The 19,638-nt window shown below is 75.9% G+C and carries 18 protein-coding genes and 2 tRNA genes; 11 read left to right on the forward strand and 9 right to left on the reverse strand.

Annotated elements, in window-relative coordinates:
* Nucleotides 1-259: 259 nt before the first annotated feature.
* The 4 genes from ACRYRX_RS15250 to ACRYRX_RS15265 are packed head-to-tail and all read left to right on the forward strand — an operon-like array spanning nt 260 to nt 3,497.
* Nucleotides 260-1,000: an aspartate/glutamate racemase family protein gene (locus ACRYRX_RS15250; protein WP_432513075.1), complete on the forward strand. Its 741-nt coding sequence runs from the start codon at nt 260-262 to the stop codon at nt 998-1,000.
* Nucleotides 1,000-2,379 (forward strand): 3-oxo-tetronate kinase, encoded by a 1,380-nt coding sequence (gene otnK, locus ACRYRX_RS15255; RefSeq protein WP_432513077.1) that lies wholly within the window; start codon nt 1,000-1,002, stop codon nt 2,377-2,379. Before ACRYRX_RS15250 ends, otnK begins: the two co-directional genes overlap by 1 nt.
* Nucleotides 2,376-3,011 (forward strand): 3-oxo-tetronate 4-phosphate decarboxylase, encoded by a 636-nt coding sequence (gene otnC / locus ACRYRX_RS15260; protein ID WP_432513078.1) that lies wholly within the window; start codon nt 2,376-2,378, stop codon nt 3,009-3,011. Before otnK ends, otnC begins: the two co-directional genes overlap by 4 nt.
* Nucleotides 3,012-3,056: 45 nt before the next feature.
* Nucleotides 3,057-3,497 carry a universal stress protein gene (locus ACRYRX_RS15265; RefSeq protein WP_432513079.1) on the forward strand — a complete coding sequence of 147 codons (441 nt, stop codon included), beginning with the start codon at nt 3,057-3,059 and terminating at the stop codon, nt 3,495-3,497.
* 42 nt (nt 3,498-3,539) lie between these two features.
* On the opposite strand, the gene ACRYRX_RS15270 is transcribed toward ACRYRX_RS15265, so the two are convergent.
* The 3 genes from ACRYRX_RS15270 to ACRYRX_RS15280 all read right to left on the reverse strand — a co-directional run bounded on the left by ACRYRX_RS15270 (nt 3,540) and on the right by ACRYRX_RS15280 (nt 4,211).
* Nucleotides 3,540-3,612, reverse strand: a tRNA-Lys gene (locus ACRYRX_RS15270).
* Between the two features lie 115 nt (nt 3,613-3,727).
* Complete coding sequence (locus ACRYRX_RS15275; RefSeq protein WP_432513081.1) at nt 3,728-3,901, reverse strand: hypothetical protein; 174 nt, start codon at nt 3,899-3,901, stop codon at nt 3,728-3,730.
* 130 nt (nt 3,902-4,031) lie between these two features.
* Nucleotides 4,032-4,211, reverse strand: coding sequence for a hypothetical protein (locus ACRYRX_RS15280; RefSeq protein WP_432513082.1), 180 nt, complete (start codon nt 4,209-4,211; stop codon nt 4,032-4,034).
* A 125-nt stretch (nt 4,212-4,336) separates the two neighbouring features.
* Between ACRYRX_RS15280 and ACRYRX_RS15285 the strand changes: the two genes are divergently transcribed.
* Entirely contained in the window at nt 4,337-4,969 is a 633-nt protein-coding gene (locus ACRYRX_RS15285; protein WP_432513083.1) for a hypothetical protein, read from the forward strand.
* 49 nt (nt 4,970-5,018) lie between these two features.
* On the opposite strand, the gene ACRYRX_RS15290 is transcribed toward ACRYRX_RS15285, so the two are convergent.
* Together ACRYRX_RS15290 and orn are read right to left on the reverse strand one after the other, a co-directional pair.
* A tRNA-His gene (locus tag ACRYRX_RS15290) sits at nt 5,019-5,094 on the reverse strand.
* Between the two features lie 94 nt (nt 5,095-5,188).
* Entirely contained in the window at nt 5,189-5,818 is a 630-nt protein-coding gene (orn, locus tag ACRYRX_RS15295) for an oligoribonuclease (protein ID WP_432513084.1), read from the reverse strand.
* 66 nt (nt 5,819-5,884) lie between these two features.
* Between orn and ACRYRX_RS15300 the strand changes: the two genes are divergently transcribed.
* From ACRYRX_RS15300 to ACRYRX_RS15310, 3 genes are all read left to right on the forward strand, one after another.
* Nucleotides 5,885-7,003 carry a PrsW family intramembrane metalloprotease gene (locus ACRYRX_RS15300; protein WP_432513085.1) on the forward strand — a complete coding sequence of 373 codons (1,119 nt, stop codon included), beginning with the start codon at nt 5,885-5,887 and terminating at the stop codon, nt 7,001-7,003.
* An 87-nt stretch (nt 7,004-7,090) separates the two neighbouring features.
* Nucleotides 7,091-9,082: an ArnT family glycosyltransferase gene (locus tag ACRYRX_RS15305; protein ID WP_432513087.1), complete on the forward strand. Its 1,992-nt coding sequence runs from the start codon at nt 7,091-7,093 to the stop codon at nt 9,080-9,082.
* Nucleotides 9,083-9,197: 115 nt separating this feature from the next.
* Nucleotides 9,198-10,661 carry a malate:quinone oxidoreductase gene (locus ACRYRX_RS15310; RefSeq protein WP_432513088.1) on the forward strand — a complete coding sequence of 488 codons (1,464 nt, stop codon included), beginning with the start codon at nt 9,198-9,200 and terminating at the stop codon, nt 10,659-10,661.
* A gap of 39 nt (nt 10,662-10,700) precedes the next feature.
* Here the strand turns inward: ACRYRX_RS15310 and ACRYRX_RS15315 are convergent, their stop codons facing one another.
* The gene (locus ACRYRX_RS15315; RefSeq protein WP_432513089.1) at nt 10,701-11,105 is read right to left on the reverse strand and encodes a TIGR03618 family F420-dependent PPOX class oxidoreductase; all 405 of its coding nucleotides are present in this window, start codon (nt 11,103-11,105) and stop codon (nt 10,701-10,703) included.
* A gap of 51 nt (nt 11,106-11,156) precedes the next feature.
* Between ACRYRX_RS15315 and ACRYRX_RS15320 the strand changes: the two genes are divergently transcribed.
* Both ACRYRX_RS15320 and ACRYRX_RS15325 read left to right on the forward strand, forming a co-directional pair.
* Complete coding sequence (locus ACRYRX_RS15320) at nt 11,157-11,648, forward strand: methylated-DNA--[protein]-cysteine S-methyltransferase (RefSeq protein WP_432513090.1); 492 nt, start codon at nt 11,157-11,159, stop codon at nt 11,646-11,648.
* A gap of 20 nt (nt 11,649-11,668) precedes the next feature.
* The gene (locus ACRYRX_RS15325; RefSeq protein ID WP_432513091.1) at nt 11,669-12,664 is read left to right on the forward strand and encodes a GNAT family N-acetyltransferase; all 996 of its coding nucleotides are present in this window, start codon (nt 11,669-11,671) and stop codon (nt 12,662-12,664) included.
* Nucleotides 12,665-12,680: 16 nt separating this feature from the next.
* Here the strand turns inward: ACRYRX_RS15325 and ACRYRX_RS15330 are convergent, their stop codons facing one another.
* A complete protein-coding gene (locus ACRYRX_RS15330) occupies nt 12,681-13,172 on the reverse strand; it encodes a low molecular weight protein-tyrosine-phosphatase (RefSeq protein ID WP_432513191.1) in 492 nt (163 codons plus the stop codon).
* Between the two features lie 128 nt (nt 13,173-13,300).
* Between ACRYRX_RS15330 and ACRYRX_RS15335 the strand changes: the two genes are divergently transcribed.
* Entirely contained in the window at nt 13,301-15,508 is a 2,208-nt protein-coding gene (locus ACRYRX_RS15335) for a peptidase M6 (RefSeq protein ID WP_432513092.1), read from the forward strand.
* A 78-nt stretch (nt 15,509-15,586) separates the two neighbouring features.
* Here the strand turns inward: ACRYRX_RS15335 and ACRYRX_RS15340 are convergent, their stop codons facing one another.
* Entirely contained in the window at nt 15,587-17,116 is a 1,530-nt protein-coding gene (locus ACRYRX_RS15340) for a glucoamylase family protein (protein ID WP_432513094.1), read from the reverse strand.
* 110 nt (nt 17,117-17,226) lie between these two features.
* Nucleotides 17,227-19,509 (reverse strand): hypothetical protein, encoded by a 2,283-nt coding sequence (locus tag ACRYRX_RS15345; protein WP_432513096.1) that lies wholly within the window; start codon nt 19,507-19,509, stop codon nt 17,227-17,229.
* Between the last annotated feature and the right edge of the window lie 129 nt (nt 19,510-19,638).

Raw genomic sequence — 19,638 nt, forward strand, 5'->3', positions numbered from 1 at the left:
TGCTGCGCTGGCTGGCGGCGAAGTTCGACGACGCGAAGGTGTCCCGGGCCGCCGACGTCGTCGAGGCGGCCGTCGACCTCGTCGTCTCCGAGGGCACCACCACCCCCGACATGGGCGGCACGGCCTCCTGCAGCGGGTTCGCCGACGCCGTCGTGGCGGCGACCGCGCGCGCCTGACGACCCGCCCCCGGGGCCGGCCGCACCGGCCGGCCCCGGGGGCACCCTCGTCCCGAACCCCCTCGTCCCCGCCAGGAGCCCGCATGTCCACCACCGCACCCGAGACCGGTTCCCCCGCCGACGCGCAGGCAGCCGCGCCCCGTCCCCCGCGACCGCTCGTCGCCCTCATCAGCGCCACCCCGGCCTCCATCCCGCCGGTCACCGCGGCCTTCGCCGACGCCTTCCCCGACGCGGTGCTCTGGAACATCCTCGACGACCGCCTGCTGCCGGAGGCCGAAGCGCGCGGCGGCCTCACCGAGGACCTGCAGCGGCGGATGGGACGGCTGATCGAGCACGCCGTCGGGGAGGGCGCCGACGCGGTCCTGCTGACCTGCTCGCTCTACGGGCCGGTCACCGCCACCCTGCGCGACGGCGTGGACGTGCCGCTGCTGCCGCCGGACGGGGCCGTCTTCGACGCCGTCCTGCGCGCCGGGCACCGCCGGGTGCTGCTGGTGGCCTCCAACCCGGCCTCGCGCGACGACAGCCGCCGCCGGCTGCTGGAGCAGGCCGCCCGCGAGGGCGTGTCCCTCGACGTCGACGCGGTGGTCGTCCCCGGCGCCGTGCGCCCCGCGCTGGCGAACGACGAGGAGGGCCTGGTCGAGGCCCTGTACTCGGCGCTGCTGCCGGCCCTGGGTGAGCACCCGGGCACCGAGGCGGTGCTGCTGGCCCAGTACTCCCTGGCCCCGGCCGCCCCGGCGCTGGCCCAGGCGCTGGGCATCCGGGTGCACAGCAGCCCGCAGGCCGCCGCGCAGGCGCTGCACGACCAGCTGACGGCGGACCGCTGATGGGCACTCCCACCACCGCCCCGCTGGTCGGTGCGATCGCCGACGACTTCACCGGGGCCACCGACGTCGCCGTCGCCTTCCGCCGCGCCGGGCTGCGCACCGCCGTCCACTTCGGCGTCCCCACCGCGACCTCGCTGGTCCCGCCGGCCGGGACGCAGGCGGTCGTGGTGGCGCTGAAGTCGCGCACCATCGACCCCGCCGAGGCCGTCGCGCAGTCCCTGCAGGCGGCCCGGTGGCTGCGGGAGCGGGGCGCGGAGCGGCTGTACTTCAAGTACTGCTCCACGTTCGACTCCACCGCGCGCGGCAACATCGGCCCCGTCGCCGACGCGCTGCTGGAGTTCACCGGGTCCGCCGGCACCGTCGTGGTCCCCGCTTCACCCGCCCACGGGCGCACCCAGTACCTGGGGAACCTGTTCGTCGGGGACGTGCCGCTCGCGGAGTCCCCCATGCGCCACCACCCGCTGACGCCGATGACCGACAGCAACGTCCAGCGCGTCCTGCAGACCCAGACGGCCCGGTCCGCCACCCTGCTGACCCGTCCCGTCGTCAGCCGCGGCGAGGCGGCGGTCCGCGAGGCCCTGCGGGCGGCCACCGACGCCGGTCACGCCTACGTCGTCGTCGACGCCCTCGACGACCACGACCTGCTGACGATCGGAGCGGCCTGCCGCGACCTGCCGCTGCTGACGGGGGCGGCGGGGCTGGCCGCCGGGCTGGGCGCGGCCCTGGCCGCCGAGCACGTCCCGGCCCGGGCCGCCGCCGACGGGGCCGACGTGCCGGGCGCGACCCGCACCGCGGTCCTGGCCGGGAGCTGCTCGGCCCGCACCCTCGAACAGCTCCGGGAACTGTGCGCGGCCCACCCCGGGCACCCCGCGCACTTCCTGGACGCGGTCGCCACCCCCGACGCCGCGGCCCTGGCCGAGCAGGCCCTGCGCTGGTACGACCGGCAGCCCGCCGACGGCCCCGCGCCCGTCGTCTACTCCTCCCAGCCCCCCGAGCAGCTGCGCGCGGCCCAGGAGGCCCTGGGGGTCGACCGGGCCTCGCGCATCCTGGAGGAGGCCACCGGGACGGTGGCCCGCGGCCTGGTCGAGCGGGGCGTGCGCCGCCTGGTCGTGGCCGGCGGGGAGACCTCCGGGGCGGTCGTCACCGCTCTGGGGGTCGACGGCGGCCTCATCGGCGCCGAGGCCGCCCCCGGGGTCCCGTGGATCCGCACCCGCGCCGACGCCGGGACCGGCCCGCAGGCCGGGGACCCGTTGTGGCTGCTGCTGAAGTCCGGGAACTTCGGCGACGCCGGGCTGCTCGTGCGGGCCGCCGGCGACGACAACCCGCACGACGCCCCGCACGACGCCCCGCACGCCCCGGCGGACCCGGTGCCGGCGTGAACGGCACCGGGGGAGCCGACGACGCGCTGCGCCGGCAGGTCGTCGAGTGCGCCCGGTCGCTGTTCAGCCGGGGCCTGACCCACGGCAGCACCGGGAACATCAGCGCGCGGACCCCCGAGGGGTTCCTCATCACCCCCACGGGGTCGAGCCTGGGCACCGTGACGCCCGCGGAGCTGTCCCTCGTCGCGCTGGACGGGACGCACCGGGCCGGGCCGAAGCCGTCCAAGGAGGCGTTCCTGCACGCCGCGGTGCTGCGGGCGCGGCCGGACGCGAACGCCGTGGTGCACACCCACTCCACGCACGCGGCCGCCGTGTCCTGCCTGGCCGGGCTCGACCCGGCCGGCGCGCTGCCGCCGCTGACCGCCTACTTCGCGATGCGCGTCGGCTCGCTGCCGCTGCTGCCGTACCACGCGCCGGGCGACACGGCGCTGGAGGAGGTGGCCGAGCGCACCGCCCGCACCCACCGGGCGATGCTCCTGAGCAACCACGGGCCGGTCGTGGCCGGCGTGGACCTGAGCGCCGCCACGGACGCCCTGGAGGAGCTGGAGGAGACCGCCAAGCTGCACCTGCTGCTGAACGGGCACCCCACCCGCCCGCTCACGGCCGACGAGGCGGCCCGCCTCGCCCCCTGACGGCCCCGACCCGCCCCCCGCGAACCACCCGAACAGGAGCAGACCGTGAACCCGTCCGGACCCGCCACCGAGCCCGCCTCGCCCCTGGCGCACGTCGTCGTCCACGCCAGCGAACGCCCCGAGGGGGCGGCGGCGCTGCGCTGGGCCGTGCAGCACGTGCTCGAGCGCCCCCAGGCGCAGCCCGGCGCCACGACCGTCCACGTGGTCCTCAGCCACAGCGACCGCGAGGGCGGGCCGACGTTCACCTCCCCGGCCGCGCTGGAGGAGCTGCAGGCGCAGCTGGACGCCTCCGGGTTGCCCCACCGCGTCCACCAGCCCACCGACGACCCCGCCGGGCAGGTCATCGACCTGGCCGAGGAGGTGGGGGCCGGGCTCGTGGTGACCGGGGTGGCCCGCAGGTCGGCCACGATGAAGCTCATCCTCGGCAGCCACACCCAGCGGATCCTGCTCGGGGCCGACTGCCCCGTCGTCGCCGTGAAGCACTGAACCCCGCCCCCGGGGGACCGGGGACGGGGTTCGGCGGTGCGGTGCGCCACCATGGACTCGAACCATGAACCCGCTGATTAAGAGTCAGCTGCTCTGCCAATTGAGCTAGTAGCGCGAACGGCCGGAACCGTAGCAGACGTGCACACGTCCCGGGAAATCGGTCCCCGCCGGGAGCGAGAGGGGGCGCGCCCCGCGGGGACCGGTCCCGGCCCTGCCGGTGGTGCGGCAGGTCAGCCCTGCGCCCACCACTCCTCGTCGGGCAGGCCCTCGGCCGCGAGCAGCTCCGCGGAGTGCGGGCCGTCCGGCGAGGCCATGTCCATGATCAGCGACAGCGGGATGTGCTCGGAGAGCATCTCCCTCACCGGTTCCACGGCGCTGTCCGACGGCGTGCTCTGGTGCGTCATGCGTCCTCCCGAGGGTCCGACCGTCCCCCCGCGGCCCGGGGGGACGCACACTTCGTCGTCCCCGGAGGTGCGGTCCTTGAGGGTGGGCGGGGGCGGTGGACCCGTCCGGCCCACCCGGCCCGCGGCCGGTTCACCGTGCGTGGTCGAAGGCCCCCGCGCGGACGGCCGCGTCGGTGCTCAGCGGCCGCCGGGCGCGGCCGGAGCGCTCGGACTGCTCCCGGCGCACCTCGACGACCACCGCGATCCGTCGTCGCCGCCGGCGCGCGGCGGAGGCGTCGAGCGGGTAGCGGGTCAGCACCGGAGCGGTCATGCCCCCGACCCTAGGCAGCCGCCGGGGGACCGCGCATCGGCCGCGGGCACGACCAGCGGATCACCCCTGGGGATGATCCGGCCGGTCCGGTGGACGCAGCGCGCGCAGCCGAGCACAGTGGTCGGGTGCGCGACGTCGGGCGGTGGGGGATCGACCTCACCATGCCCCAGTCCCTGCTGCTGGCCCTGCACCTGCGCGACGCCGCCGGGCTGGAACCGCCGACCTCGCCCCTGCTGCCGGACCTGCCGCCGCTGGACCCGCCGGTGCGGCCGCTGCGCGCCCCCGGGCACGACATCGCCGGCCTCGACGCCGCCGGGCAGCAGTGGGCGGCCTGGTGGGTCCGGCACTTCCCCGGCGGCCCGGACGCGCTGACCTCGATCCTGCCGCCGCGCTACCCCGGCCTCGACGGCCGCCCCGAGCTGCGCGGGCTGGCCGAGCTCGGCCTGGACGACGCGCTGGCCTGGTGCGCGCGGGCCCGGGAGGTCGAGAAGCGCGTCATCGCCCGCTCGCCCAGCGCCCTGTTCGAGACGAACCTCGTCACCGCCGTCGAGCGCGAGCTGGGGCGGCGCATCCGGCCCTTCTCGCTGCGGGTCGTCGTGCTGCCCGTCGCGGGGGTCCACCACTGGGACGTGCTGGGGCAGGCCGTCGTCTCCCTCGCGCTGCGCGCCGACCGGGACGCCTACCTGGCCTGGCTGCGCGAGCAGCTCGTCGCCCTCGGCCGGGACCACCTGGCCCGCGACGGGGAGCAGAGCACGTGAGGGGGACGAGGAAGGGGCGGCCCCGCGAACGGGACCGCCCCTGCTTCCGTGGGGTGAGTGACGGGACTTGAACCCGCGACTTCCTGGACCACAACCAGGTGCTCTACCAGCTGAGCTACACCCACCACGAACCCACCGCGACCGCCCGGGGCGAGCGCAGGTGACGGGTCGAGGATACACGCGCCCCGCAGTGCTGCGGGACACCCACCACCCGTCCGCTCAGGCCTGCGGCGCGTCGGGCTTCAGCTCGAACTTCGCCCCCGCGGCCTTCGCCGTCTCCGAGTCCGGGCCCGGGTCGGGGACGAACAGCACCTCCCGGTAGTACTTCAGCTCCTGGATGCTCTCGCGGATGTCGGCCAGCGCCCGGTGCCCGCCGTGCTTGCGGGGGGTGTGGAAGTACACCCGCGGGAACCAGCGGCGGGCCAGCTCCTTCAGCGACGACACGTCGATGAGCCGGTAGTGCAGGTGGTCGGTCAGCTGCGGCATGTCCCGCGCCAGGAACGCCCGGTCGGTGTGCACCGAGCTGCCGGCCAGCGGGGCCTTGCGGGGCTCGGGCACCCACGTGCGCACGTAGTCCAGGACGACCTGCTCGGCCTCGGCCAGCGTCCGCCCGGCCGGGAGCTCGGCCAGCAGGCCGGAGGTGGTGTGCATGTCGACCACGACCGGGTCCATGTCCACCAGCGACTCCGCCGGGGGTTTGATCACGACGTCGACGCCGTCGCCGAGGACGTTGAGGTCGGCGTCGGTGACCAGGACCGCCACCTCGACGAGCGCGTCGTCGGTCAGGCTCAGCCCGGTCATCTCGCAGTCGATCCAGACGATGCGCTCGCTGACCTTGTCGTTGCTCACCGGGTCAGCGTAGAGGTGGGCGACCGGCCGACGGGCGGGCGAGGGGGCAGCCCGTACCCTCGGACCATGCCGGCGCCGCCAGTCCGCGCCACCGCGCCGGCCCCCCTCCCGGTGGTCGTGCTCGTCGTCTGCGGCCTGCTGAGCCTGGGCGCGGTGACGGCCGAGATCGGCTGGGGCGGCCTGCTGCCCGGGCTGGCGCTGGCGGCGGTGCCCGTCGGCCCGGTCCTGGCGACCGTCCTGTGGCTGGACCGGCACGAGGCCGAACCCCCGCACCTGCTGGCGTTCGCGTTCGGCTGGGGCGCCTGCGTGGCCAGCCTCGGCGCGCTCGTCCTGAACACCGGCGCGTCCCGGCTCCTGGACCGCGTGTTCCACCACGACTTCGGCGGCGCCGTCGGCGACGTGACGAACACCTCCGTCCTCGTCGCCCCCGTCGTGGAGGAGGCCCTCAAGGGGCTGGGGGTCCTGCTGCTGCTCCTGAAGCAGCGCCGCCAGTTCGACGGGGTCGTCGACGGCATCGTCTACGCGGCGTTCGTCGGGGTCGGGTTCGCCTTCCTGGAGAACGTCCTCTACCTCGGCCGCGCCCTGGGCGACGACCAGCCCGCCTCGCTGGTGGCGGTGTTCGTGCTGCGCTGCCTGGTGTCCCCGTTCGCCCACCCGCTGTTCTCGATGGCCGTGGGCGTGGGGCTGGGCCTGGCCGCGCGGCGGCGGTCGGCGCTGCACCGCGTGGGCGCGCCCGTGCTCGGGTTCGCCGTCGCGGTCGTCCTGCACGCCCTGTGGAACGCCTCCGCCGGGGCGGGGGTCGCGACGTTCTTCGAGCTGTTCCTGCTGCTGCAGGTGCCCGTGTTCGCCGCGGCCGTCGCGGTGGCGCTGGCCGCCCGCGTCCGCGAGGCGCGGCTCATCGCCCGGCACCTGCAGGTCTACGTCCGCACCGGCTGGCTGGGGGAGTCCGAGGTGGAGATGCTCGCCTCGGCCCGCGGCCGCCGCCGGGCCCGCTCGCTGGCCTCAGCCCGCGGCGGCGCACCGGCCGCGCGGGCCGTCCGGGAGTTCCAGGAGGCCGCCACCGAGCTCGCCTTCCGCCGCGACCGGCTGCGCCGCGGCACGGTGCAGTCCTCGCCGCAGGAGGAGGTGGAGCTGCTCGAGCAGCTCGCCGCGCACCGGCGCGAGGTCCTGGCCCACCTGCCCTGACCCCTCCGGTCCCGTGGCGGACCGGCTCACGGCTGCTCCACAGCCGGTCCTGGGTCGGCAGCCGGGGTCGGGGCCGACGGTGGGAGCATGACCACGACCACGACCGCGCCCGCCGCGGACACCGGACCGGCGGCCCCGGGCGGGCGGGTCCGGCCGCGCTGGGTGCGCTGGGCGACCCTCGCGCTGCTGGTGGCGACCGGCGTCCTGCACGTCGTCGACCTGTCCGCCTCCGGCTACGCGAACAGCTTCTACGCCGCGGCCGTCCAGGCCGGGTCGCAGAGCTGGAAGGCGTGGTTCTTCGGGTCCCTGGACGCCCAGAGCTTCATCACCGTCGACAAGCCGCCCGCCTCGCTGTGGGTCAGCGGCCTCGCCGCGCGCGCCTTCGGCTTCAGCTCCTGGACGCTGCTGGTCCCGCAGGCCCTCGAGGGCGTCGGCGCGGTGTGGCTGCTCACCGCCGCCGTCCGCCGCTGGCACGGGCCCGTCGCCGGGCTCGTCGCCGGGGCCGCGCTCGCCCTCACCCCGGCCGCGGCGCTGATCTTCCGGTTCGACAACCCCGACGCGCTGCTCGTGCTGCTGATGACCCTGGCCGCCTACTGCACCGTCCGCGCGACCGAGCGGGCGTCCTGGAGGTGGCTGGCCTGGGCCGGGGTGGCGATCGGGTTCGCCTTCCTCACCAAGATGCTCCAGGGCTTCCTCGTCCTGCCGGGCCTGGCGCTGGTGCACCTGTGGGCCGCGCCCACCGGCCTCGGCAAGCGGGTCCTGCACCTGCTCGGCGCCGCCGCCGCGGTGGTCGTCTCGGCCGGCTGGTGGGTCCTGGCGGTCACCCTGTGGCCCGGGGAGGAGCCCTACATCGGCGGCTCCACCGACGGAACCGTCATGGACCTCGTCCTGGGCTACAACGGCCTGGGCCGCATCCTCGGCTCCGACGGCGGCGGGGGTGGCGGGACGTCCGGGGGCACCCCGGGGTCCAGCTTCGGCGGCACCGCCACCTGGCAGCGGCTGTTCTCCTCCGAGATGGGCAACGAGATCTCCTGGCTGCTGCCCGCCGCGCTGCTGGCCCTCGTGCTGGGCCTGGTCGCCCGCGGCCGCGCGCCGCGCACCGACCTCGGCCGCGCCTCGCTGGTCCTGTGGGGCGGCTGGCTGCTGGTGTCCGGTGCGACGTTCGCCTACATGGAGGGCACCGTCCACCCGTACTACACCGTGGCCCTCGCCCCGGCCGTCGCCGCGCTCGCCGCCGGGGGCGGGCAGCTGCTGTGGGCCCGGCGCGCGCAGGTCCTGGCGCGGGTGGGGCTGGCCCTGGTGCTGGCCGCCGCCGGGGTGTGGGCCTTCGTGCTGCTGCACCGCAACGGGACGTGGGTCTGGGCCGGCTGGGTGCTCCTGCTCGTCTCGGTGGCCCTGGCGACCGGGTTCGTCGTGACGCCGGTGCGGCTGCGCCGGCTCGCGATCGTCCTGGTGCTCTCCGGCACGGTCGTCGGGCTCGGCGGGACGGCCTCGTACGCCGTCGCGACGGCCGCGACCGCGCACACCGGCTCCATCCCCACCGTCGGTCCGGCCGGCGCCTCGGCCGGCAGCGGGACGGGCGGCAGCGGGACGGGCGGCGGGTTCGGGGGGATGCCCGGCACCCCCGACGGCACGGACGGGACCCGGCAGGCCCCGCCGGGCGCGACCGGCGGTGCCGCAGCCACCGCGCAGGTGCCCACCGGCGGCGCGGGTGGCCCCGGCGGCGGGGAGAGTCCCAGCACCGAGCTGACCGAGCTGCTGCAGGCCGCGGGCACGCGCTGGTCCGCCGCCGTCTCCGGCTCCCAGGCGGCCGCGCGGTACGAGCTGGCCTCCGGCACCGCGGTCATGGCGATGGGCGGCTGGAGCGGCGACCCGACCCCGACGCTGGAGCAGTTCCAGCGGTACGTCGCCGACGGCGAGGTCCACTACCTCGTCGGCGGCGGGGGCGGCGACAGGGGCGGGGAGGACTCGGAGGTCGGCCGGGTCCAGGAGTGGGTGGCGGCGAACTACACCGCGCTCACCGTGGGCGGGACGACCGTCTACGACCTCACGCAGCCGCTCGGCACCGGCGGCGCCTGAGACGCACCTCACGTGTGAGGTGGGGCACCGGCCCCCGTCCCGGGCGGCGCCGCACCTCGCGCAGGTCGTAACCTTCGGGGGTCCACCGATCGACGACGAACGAGGGTGAGCTCACGTGCCCGCATCGAACCGCTACGACGCCGTGCTGATCGGCGGCGGGGTCATGAGCGCCACGCTCGCGACCATGCTGGCCGAGCTGGAACCGGACTGGTCCATCCTGGTCCTGGAGAAGCTCGACACCGTGGGTGCCGAGAGCTCGGACATGTGGAACAACGCCGGCACGGGCCACTCGGCCCTGTGCGAGCTGAACTACACCCCCGCCAAGGCCGACGGCACCGTCGACATCGCCAAGGCCGTGGCCATCAACGAGCAGTTCCAGGCCAGCCGCCAGTTCTGGGCGCACCAGGTCGAGCAGGGCGTCCTGTCTTCCCCGGGGGACTTCATCAACGCCGTCCCGCACATGAGCTTCGTCCGTGGCGGGGACGTGGCGTTCCTGCGGGCCCGGTTCGAGGCGCTGTCGGCGCACCCGCTGTTCGCCGAGATGGAGTGGGCCGACGACCACGAGCGGATCGCCGCGTGGGCCCCGCTGCTGGAGGCCGGCCGCGACCGCGGCGAGCAGGTCGCCGCGACCCGCTCCACCAACGGCACCGACGTCGACTTCGGGACCCTCACCCAGCAGCTGTTCACCGGGGCCGCGGCCCGGGGCGTCGAACTGCTCACCGGGCACACCGTGAAGGACCTGCGCCGCCGCGGGTCGGGGTGGACGGTGCTGGGTTCCAGCTCCGAGGGGAGTTTCGCCGTCGCCACCCCGTTCGTGTTCGTGGGTTCCGGCGGCGGCGCCCTGCACCTGCTGCAGCGCAGCGGGATCCCCGAGGGGCAGGGGTTCGGGGGTTTCCCCGTCAGCGGCCAGTGGCTGCGCTGCACCAACCCCGAGGTGGTCGCGCGGCACGCCGCCAAGGTGTACGGCCAGGCCGAGGTCGGCGCCCCGCCGATGTCGGTGCCGCACCTGGACACCCGCTTCTCGCACGGTGAGCGGGCCCTGATGTTCGGCCCCTACGCCGGGTTCAGCCCGAAGTTCCTCAAGCAGGGGTCGTTGCTGGACCTGCCGCTGTCGGTCCGCCCGCACAACCTGCTGCCGATGCTCGCGGTCGCGCGCGACAACGTCTCGCTCATGACCTACCTGGGCAAGCAGATCGTGCAGTCGATGGAGCAGCGGCTGGAGGCGCTGCGGGTGTTCTACCCCGACGCCCGCGAGCAGGACTGGGAGCTGCTGACCGCCGGTCAGCGCGTGCAGGTCATCAAGAAGGGCCCGCGCGGCGGGGTGCTGCAGTTCGGCACCGAGCTCGTGCACGCCGCCGACGGCTCCGTCGCGGCGCTGCTGGGCGCCTCTCCGGGTGCCTCGACCGCCGTCGACGTCATGCTGCGGCTGCTGGCGCAGTGCTTCCCCGCACACCAGGAGCAGTGGCGCGACCGCCTCACGGCGATGGTCCCGTCCTACGGCACGAAGCTGTCCGACGACCGCGAGCTGCTGACCCGCACGATGGCCCGCACCGCCGAGGTCCTCGGCCTGGCGGCCTGACCGGCCGGGGCCGGGGGTGCGGACCCCCGGCCCGCGGCGCTACTTCGCGACGGCGCCCCAGCCGTGCCAGTGCTCGATCTCCACGACGACGGTGACGCGCGGGGAGTCGCGGGTCGGGTACGGCCCGCCGGTGTAGTGCGCCGAGACGCGGTCGATGTCGACCAGCCCCTCGTCGTCGCGGATCTCCACGACCCGTCCCTGCACCGACACGTGCGTGTACCAGTCGCCCTCGGCCAGCGCCGTGAGGGAGACGGCCGGGTTCTCCCGCAGGTGGCGCAGCCGGGCGCGGCGGCCGTCGAGGTTCAGCAGCAGCTTCCCGTCCTCGTACAGGTACCAGGTCGCGACGGTGACGGGGTGTCCCTTCGGGTGGATCGTCGCCATCACCGCCGGGTTCGGCTTGGCGAACAGCTCGGCGGCTTCGGCGGTCAACGGGGCCTGGGGCACGGTTCCTCCTCGTGGGTGCGATCCTGGGCACCGTACCGAGAGGGGGCGGCCGTGCTGTGGACGGTCCTGCCGTCGCCGTTGGGGGACCTGACGGTGGCGCGCACCGACGCCGGGCTGAGCGGCGTCTGGTTCGCCGACCACCGCGGCGGCCCCGGTGCGGGGCTCACCGACCGCGACGACGGCGCCTTCGACGACGTCGCCGGGCAGCTCGCGGAGTACTTCGCCGGCCGGCGCCGCACCTTCGACCTGCCGCTGGCCCCGCGCGGCGACGTCTTCGCCCGCCGGGTCTGGGACGAGCTGACGCGCATCCCCCACGGGACGACCACGACGTACGGCGACCTGGCCCGCACCCTCGGCGGCACCGGGTACGCCCAGGCCGTCGGCGTCGCCAACGGCCGGAACCCGCTGTCGATCCTCGTGCCCTGCCACCGCGTCGTCGGCCACGACGGCGCCCTCGTGGGCTACGCCGGGGGCCTGTGGCGCAAGCGGTTCCTGCTGGACCTGGAGGAACCCGCGGCGGACGACGCCGGCCGGCTGTTCTGAGGCTCTGGCAGGGTGGGCGGGTGCTGCCCGGACTGACGTGCCACCCCCTGAGCCCCGCCGACGTCCCGGACTGGTGGGCCCTGCTGGATCGCGCCGCCGCCGTCGACGCCCCGCACGTGCGGGACTCGCCGGAGTGGTTGCGGCGCAGCCTGACCGGTGAGGGCTTCGACCCGGCGGTGCAGACCGTCGCCGGGCGCGACGAGACGGGCGTCCTGCGCGCCGCCGGCCTCGTCGAGCTGCGGATGGGGGACCGGGCGCACCTGCGGCTGCCGTTCGACGGCGTCGTCGACCCCGCCTGGCGCGGCCGCGGCGTCGGCCGGGCGCTGCTGGCCTGGGGGCAGCGGGCCGCCGCGGTCCGGGCCGCCGCCCGCCGCCGGGAACTGGGCACCGGGCCGGGCGAGGAGGTGGGCGCCGACGTGCAGGTGTGGGCCGAGGAGCACCGCGACGACGTCGCCCGGCTCTGCGCGCGCGCCGGGTTCGAGGTCCGGCGCTGGTTCAGCACCATGCGGCGGACGCTGCCCGCCGGGGCCGGGATCGAGGCGCCGCCCCCGCCCGCGGGCCACCGGGTCGTGCGGTTCGACGAGCACGACGGCCGCGGGCTGCGGGAGCTGCACAACGCGGTCTTCGCCGACCACTGGGGCTCGCAGCCGCTGACGGCCGCCGACTGGTCCCGGTACGTCGTGGACAACCCCGAGTTCCGGCCCGGCTGGAGCCGGCTGGTGCTCGCCGGGGACGAACCGGTCGCGTACGCCACCGTCTTCGCCCACGAGTCCGACTGGCCCGCCCTCGGCTTCGCGCAGGCCGACCTGGGCAACCTCGGCGTGCGCCGCGACCACCGCGGCCGGGGGCTGGCCGGGATCCTGCTCGGCGCGGTCGCCCGGGCGGCCCGCGAGGCGGGGATGGCCGCCGTCAGCCTGGACGTCGACAGCGAGAACCCCTCCGGGGCCGTCGGGCTGTACGAGCGCGCCGGCTACGTGCGCGTCCACGGCACGGTGCTGCGGGCGCGGCCCGTCTGAGGGTCGGCGTCCGGGGTCAGCGCAGCAGGCCGCGGACGTGCTCGACGATCGCGTCCGCGGCGGCCTCCACCTGCTCCAGCGTCCGCTCGAAGTCGTGCCGGTCGCCGTACCAGGGGTCCTCGATGTCCAGGTCGGACTCGTCGGCCACCGCGTCCAGGTCCGGGGCGGCCGGGTCGAAGGACCGGTACATCCGCACCCGCCCCGCGGCCTCCTCGTCCGGGGCCTGCGTCCGCAGCCAGCGGGCGTGCCGGGACGTCATCGCCAGCAGCAGGTCCCGCTGCCCGAGCTCGTCGGGGGTGATCCGGTGCGCGCGGTGCCGCGGGACCTCGTACCCGTGCTCGCGCAGCACCGACGCCGCCCGCCGGTCGACGGGGTTGCCGTCCTCCTCGTCGGAGATCCCCGAGGAGTCGACCACGACCCGGTCGGCCAGTCCCGCGCGCTCCAGCCGGTCCCGCAGGACCACCTCGGCCATCGGGGACCGGCAGATGTTGCCGGTGCAGACGGTCATGACGCGCAGCGGTCCGGTGCTCACCGGCCCATCCTCACCGATCCCCCGGGCGCGGTCCCTTGTGGGGTCGCTGTGCGTAGGGGAAGCTCACGCTCAGAACATCACTGTGCGTTGAGGAAGGACTACCCATGGGGCTGAACCCACGGCGCGGGGGCCTGGCGGCCCTGGCCGCGCTCTCGGCGACGGCGCTCGCCGTCCCCGCCACGGCCGCGGCGGCTCCCGCCCCGGCCGGCCAGGGGCTGCCGGCCGACGTGCGCCTCCTCGACGGGGACTACAAGGGGGGTGCCGCGCTGCCGTTGACCGCGCAGGCCCGGGCCCGGACCACGCTGGCCGCCCCGCAGGGCGGCGAACCGGGCGTCGGTGACCGCCGGGACTGGCCCTCCCTCATCGACGGGGGCGTCACCCCGGACGGGGAGGAGGTGTCCGCCGCGACCAGCGTGCGCGGCTACACGCTGCGCGGGCTGGGGGACCACATCGAGGTGTGGGTCGCCGACGACCTGTCCTTCCCCCAGGGCGACTGCCGCAACGCGCTCGGCGACGGCGCGCTGACCACCGTCACCGACGCGCAGGCCCAGACCTTCGCCGACGAGTTCGACGACAACGTCCTGCCGAAGGAGTCCGAGGCGTTCTCGGTGGCCCCCGACCGCGACGGCAGCGAGAGCGTCCTGGACGACCTGCTCCCCGACGCCGGGTACCCCGACGACTACTGGTCCGGGAAGGGCGACCGCACCGTCGCGCTCATCGACAACGTGCGGGACCAGAACTACTTCGACCCCACGAACGAGAACGGGCGCACCTACATCGCCGGGTTCTTCTCCTCGGCGTTCAACGAGCTGGTCGACCGCAACGTGATGACGATCGACGGGTTCGACTGGCTGCACCGCACGGGCACGAACCCGCCGGACGACTCCGCCGACCCCGACTACCTGGCCTGCGCCGAGCACCTCCAGCGCCCCGGTCTGGGGGAGCCGGCGCCCCGCACCTACGAGGGCACCTTCGCGCACGAGTACCAGCACCTGCTGGAGCACTACGCCGACCCGGACGAGGTGAACTGGGTCAACGAGGGCCTGTCGGACTGGGCGCAGACCCTCGTCGGGTACGTCGACCCGACGATCCCGCTGGACGACCCCGCGGCCGACAACCACCTCGCCACGTTCTTCGGCTGGAACCCGCAGGAGAGCTACGGCGGGCCGGAGCAGTCGGTCACCCAGTGGGGTGACCAGGGGGCGCCGGAGACGCTCGCGGACTACGGCGCGACGTACGCGTTCATGTTCTACCTGCACGACCACTTCGGTGGGCAGGACTTCATGACGGCTCTGCACAACGAACCGCAGAACGGTCTGGCGGGCCTGCAGTCGGTGCTCGACGCGTTCGGGTACCCCGACCGTGCGCAGGACGTCCTGCACGACTTCCTGGCCACGGCGGCCGTCGACGCGGCCCTGGACTCCGGCGCCCGGCTCAAGCACGGCGACCCCGCCCGGTTCACGACCGAGTCCCTGTCGGCGAAGGTGAACTGGGACACCCCGCAGGCCTACGACTCGCCCGGTGCCCCGGTGAACGGCGCCGACTTCGTCCGGCTGCGCAACCTCGACGGCTACCTGCAGAACGGTTTCGTCGACTTCGTGGGGGCGAGGAACTACCCGGTGACGCCGGTGGAGTGGACCGTCGTCGACGGCCGGCTCGTCTCCGGCAGCGGCGACGACCTCGACCGCGCCGTGGTCCGCAGGTTCGACATCCCCGCGCAGGACCCGACCATCACCCTCGACCTCGACCTGGACACCGAGGCCGGCTACGACTACTTCTACGTCCAGGTCTACGACGACGCGACCGGCACCTGGGTGAACCTGCCCACCGAGGGGGCCGACCCGGGCACCGGTGGCCTGTCCGGGGAGGTGTCCGGCGAGCAGGAGTTCGACGCGTCGCAGTTCGCGGGCCGCACCGTGGACGTCGCCCTGCGGTACGTCACCGACGGCGGCGTGTCCGAGCCGGGCGTCACGGTGAACTCGGTGAGCGTCGGGGGCCAGGAGGTCGCCGACGCCGGTGACCTGTCCACCTGGAAGTCGCTGACCCAGGCCCACCCCACCCCGGTGGCGGGGTGGACCGTGCAGCTCGTCGGGTACGACGACGAACGGGTCGCGGTCGTGGACCTGCCCGTGCTGAACACGCCGTGGGGCTGGAAGACGGTCGCGCCGGTGAAGCTGGCGCTCGGGTTCACCCCGGACGTCGCGGCCGTGCTGGTGACCGCCGACGACCCGACCGAGACGGCGCCCGCGTACGCGCCGTACCAGCTGTTCGCCGACGGGGTGCTGCAGCCCGGCGGGGGTTCGGGCGCCTGACCCCCCGCTGAACCCTCGGTGACGACGAGGCCCCCGGGACCGGTGCCGGTCCCGGGGGCCTCGTCGTGCCGGGGCGGTTCACCCCCGCGTCGCGAACACCTCCCGGCGCATCAGCGGTTCCAGCGCCGGGGCGAGCTCGGCGCCGACGTGGCGGCGCAGCACGTCCCCGCCCAGCGCGTTGCCGAGGGCGGCCATCACCATGCCCTGGTCGAGGGCGAGGAACCGTTGCGACACGGTGCCGCTGCGCACGGCGATCGCGTCGAGGAACCCGCCGTCGGTCGTGCAGTCGAAGTCGGTGGCGAGGTTGCGCAGGTTCCGCACCGCGGCGTCGGGGGCGTAGCGCAGGGCCAGGAACGAGGCGTGCGGGGTGACGACGCCGTCGCCGTACTCCGCCGGGGCCGCCGACCCCGGGCGGCACCCGGCGTACGCCTGCTCCACCGAGGTCCGCTCCTGGTCGGAGGTGTACCCGGGCCCGTCGAGGCCGAGCTGGTCGACGCCGTACTCGCGGTACCCGCCGGCGGGGTCGTTGCTGGGGGAGAACCCCCAGTACCCGTAGCCCGCCTCCAGCGTGCCGTGCTCGATCTGGCACCGGACGTACAGCGGGTGGTTGCGGGCCCAGGACCGCGTGCCCCACTCGTCCTCGGGGACGAGCAGCGGCACCATGAGCGCCTCGAACATCGACCCGCCCCAGGTGGGGACGACCAGCTTGCCGCGGTACGGCAGGGCGCCCTCGAACACCCGGACCCCGTCGTAGGTGCGCCAGGAACCCTCCGGGCGGGTCTCGGTCCAGTCCCAGTCGCAGGTGCCGTCCGGGAAGGTCCGGTAGGTGCCCCAGTAGTGCTCGGGAGGGATCTGCCCGGCGGCGATGCCGAGGTAGGAGGCGATGCGGGGTTCGGTGTTGAACGTGCCGTAGTGGTGGCCGGTGTACCAGACGGGGTCCCCGCCGCGGTGGTTGCCCACGACGGCGGCGTCCTCGCCGGGGTCGGCGTCCCAGAACCCGCCGCGCAGCTGCCCGCCGGGGGCGTTCTCGTCCGCGTTCCAGTAGAACCCGAAGTCCATCGAGCGGCGCAGGCGCCGGGCCTGCTGCCGCAGCGCGGGTTCGGCGCGCTCGACGACGATCAGGGCCGCGGCGAGCCAGCCGTTGTCGACCGAGGACAGGAAGGGTTTCACGACCTCCCCGGAACCGGGGAACTCGGTGAGCTTGCGCCCGTCGGCCGGGTCGTACCAGTTGTAGTACTGCCCGCTCTGCTCGTGGCGTTCCAGGGTGGTGAGGGTGCCGAGGGTGCGGGCCAGCCGGCGGCGGGCTTCGGCCCGGCCGAGCAGGCCGAGCTCGCGGGCGGCGACGGTCGACCACAGGCCGCAGCCGATGTTCGTGGGGGAGGTCTGCCGGCCGCGGGAGGCGGCGGACAGGTCGGCGCCGATGTCGTCGGCGGCCAGGCCCGAGGCGGGGACGGTCAGGGCGTCCAGGCAGCGCCACGTCTGCTCGGCCCAGGTCCGCAGCTGCGCGCGGTGCGGGGAGCGGGCGGAGGCGGCGGGCGCGGCGGCCAGGCTCCCGGCGGTCAGGGTCCCGGCGGCGAGGGTTCCGGTCAGGAAGGTGCGGCGGTGCATCGAGATCTCCCGGGGCGTCGGCGGTGACGGGTGGGGCATCGTGATGTATGCGCTTACTGTCGGGGTCAGCCTGCCCCTGCCGCCACCGCCCGTCAATCCGGGCGGTCCTCTCAGGGAACCTTGACCCCGGCCCCACGCATCTTCTTCTTGCTGCGCTGCAACGACTCCTTGAACGCCCGCAGCACCTTCGCGCCCCGGCGCCGGTACGTCAGCAGCTCCATCGCGGCGTCCAGCACCGCCGCGTCCGCGGCCTGCACGCCCAGGTCGGCGTAGGCCAGCGCGACCGCCGCGTCCACCGTCGCCGCCGGCGTCTGGTCGATGTTCGGGTTGCCCCCCGCGAGCGCCGTGACGAAGTCCGCGACGGTGCGGTGGGCGTCCTCGGCCGACCCCAGCCCCTTCGGGAACGACTCCGCCGGCACCGGCGCCGGGACCGGCACCGGGACCGCCTCGGGCGCGGCGGGCCGGACCGAGCCCAGCTCCTCCACGAGCCGGCGCGTGGTGCCCCGCGGATCGGTGAACCAGTCCGCGACCCGCAGCAGCCGGTACGCCTCGCCCGCCGCGCGGTGCCGCGCGGGCAGGGCGACCTCCCGGTCCTGCACCCGCAGCAGCGCCAGGGAGTCCTCCACGTCGACCAGCAGCACCGCCCCGTCGGCCCGCAGCACCAGGTCCGTCCCGGAGCCGGCCTCCGCCGACGGCCCGGCCGCGGCGACGGCGGCCGCGACGGCGTCCCGCACGCCCGACGCCCGGCGCGGCAGCTCCAGCGACAGGGCGCTCAGCGCCGCCCGCGCCCACGCCGACCCCGGGTCGGGGACGGGGTCGTGCGACCCGGTGCCCAGCAGCACGACCTGCCGGGCGTGCGCGGCGAACCCCGCGACCCGGTCGGCGTCGAGCCGGTGCGCGTCGTCGACGACGAGGACGTCCAGGTCGGGCCCGGTGGGTTCGTCGGTCACCGCCACCGCGGTGGCCCGGGCCCCGGACAGGGCGAGCTGGAGCTCGCGGGCGGCGCGGGCGCGGCGCTGCTCGTCCAGGCGGCGGAACTCCTCGGCCAGCCGCTCGACCGGGACCCCGCCGGGGTCGGGGGCCTCCACCAGGGCCCGCCACGTCGTGCCCTCCACCAGCCGCGCGACCTCGGCGGGGCCCGACCCCGCCGGGACGGCGGCCACCAGGTCCTCCAGCCCCTCGGCGGACACGGCGGCGCGGTCCCGGCGGGCGCGGGCGGCGGCCGCGGCCCGCCGGACCCGGTCGGCCAGCTCGGGCAGGGCCGCGACGTCGGGGTCGGCCGGGACGTCGGGCAGCACCGCGGCGACCACGGGCAGGTCCCGGCGCACCGCGTCCAGCACGGCCACCAGCTCCTCCCGACCCGGGAACGACGCCGGGGTGCCGTCGGCCCGCTCGGCCCACGCGCGGTGCAGCTCCGTCAGCGCCTGGACGTCCCCGGACCCGAAACCGGCGCCGTCGTGCCGCAGCGAGGACAGCCGCTTCAGCTCGCGGCGGCGCTCGCGCTCCTCGGCCGACAGCAGCGAGCGCGGCTGGCGGGCCAGGATCGCGGCGGCGTGGTCGAGGTCGGTGTGCAGCGCGCTGGGGACGTAGGTCCGCAGCGCCTGCTCGACCCGGGCCAGCAGCGCGGGGGCCGCCTCGACGTCGGCGAGGGTGCGAGGGGTGCGCCAGCGCACCTCCGAGCCCAGCCGGGCCATCAGGCCCGCCAGCCGGTCCAGCGTCGCGGGCAGTGCGTCGAGGGCGTCCGCGGCGGCGGCGACCCGCTCGTCGTCGACGCCGCGCAGCGCGTCGTCCCCGGCCGGGGCACCGCGGCCGAGCAGCTCCACGACGCGGGCCCGGTCCTGCGCCGTCCACGCCGCCGCCGCGGGCAGCAGCGGGGGGTGCAGGTGCTCGGAGCGCAGGGCCGCCAGGCCGGCCAGGGCGTCGGAGCGGCTGGGGGCCCCGCCCTCGCCGTCACCGCTGAACCAGGCGCGGTGGCGGGTGTCCAGGTCGCGCAGCACGGCCAGCCACCGGTTCGGGTCCGCCGGGGGCAGGTCCGCACCGCGCCGGCTGGGGTCCTCGGGGGTGTCGGCCAGCAGGTGGCCCAGGCCGAGCCGGGCCAGCTCCTCGCGGGCGGCCGCGGTGGCGGTGCCCGGGACGAGGGTGACCCGGCGCCCGGCGGCGGCCAGGGCGGCGAGCAGCCCGGTGAGCAGGACGGCGCCCTCGGATCCGGTGTCGACGACCAGCGGCCCGCCGGCCAGCGCGGTGTCCACGGCGAGCTGGTGGCGCGAGGTCGCCGCGGCGGGCAGGAGCGTGACGGCCGCCGGGGCCGGCGGGGTGGGGGCCGGGGTGGCGGCCGCTCCTCCGCGCAGCACGGTGAGCAGGTCGTGGTGCTGGGCGCCGGGGTCTGTGCTCACGTCCAGAAAGTACCGGCTCGGCCCCGGCGCCAGGTGACCCGGCGGTCCGTTGACCGCGACCGGGGCGGTGGGTACTTTCGGTACTGGTAGCCGGCTGGCCGGGGACTGCGCGGGACGAGCGGGTGGGAC

This window comes from Kineococcus lubricus, assembly GCF_050871965.1.
Taxonomy (GTDB): Bacteria; Actinomycetota; Actinomycetes; order Actinomycetales; family Kineococcaceae; genus Kineococcus.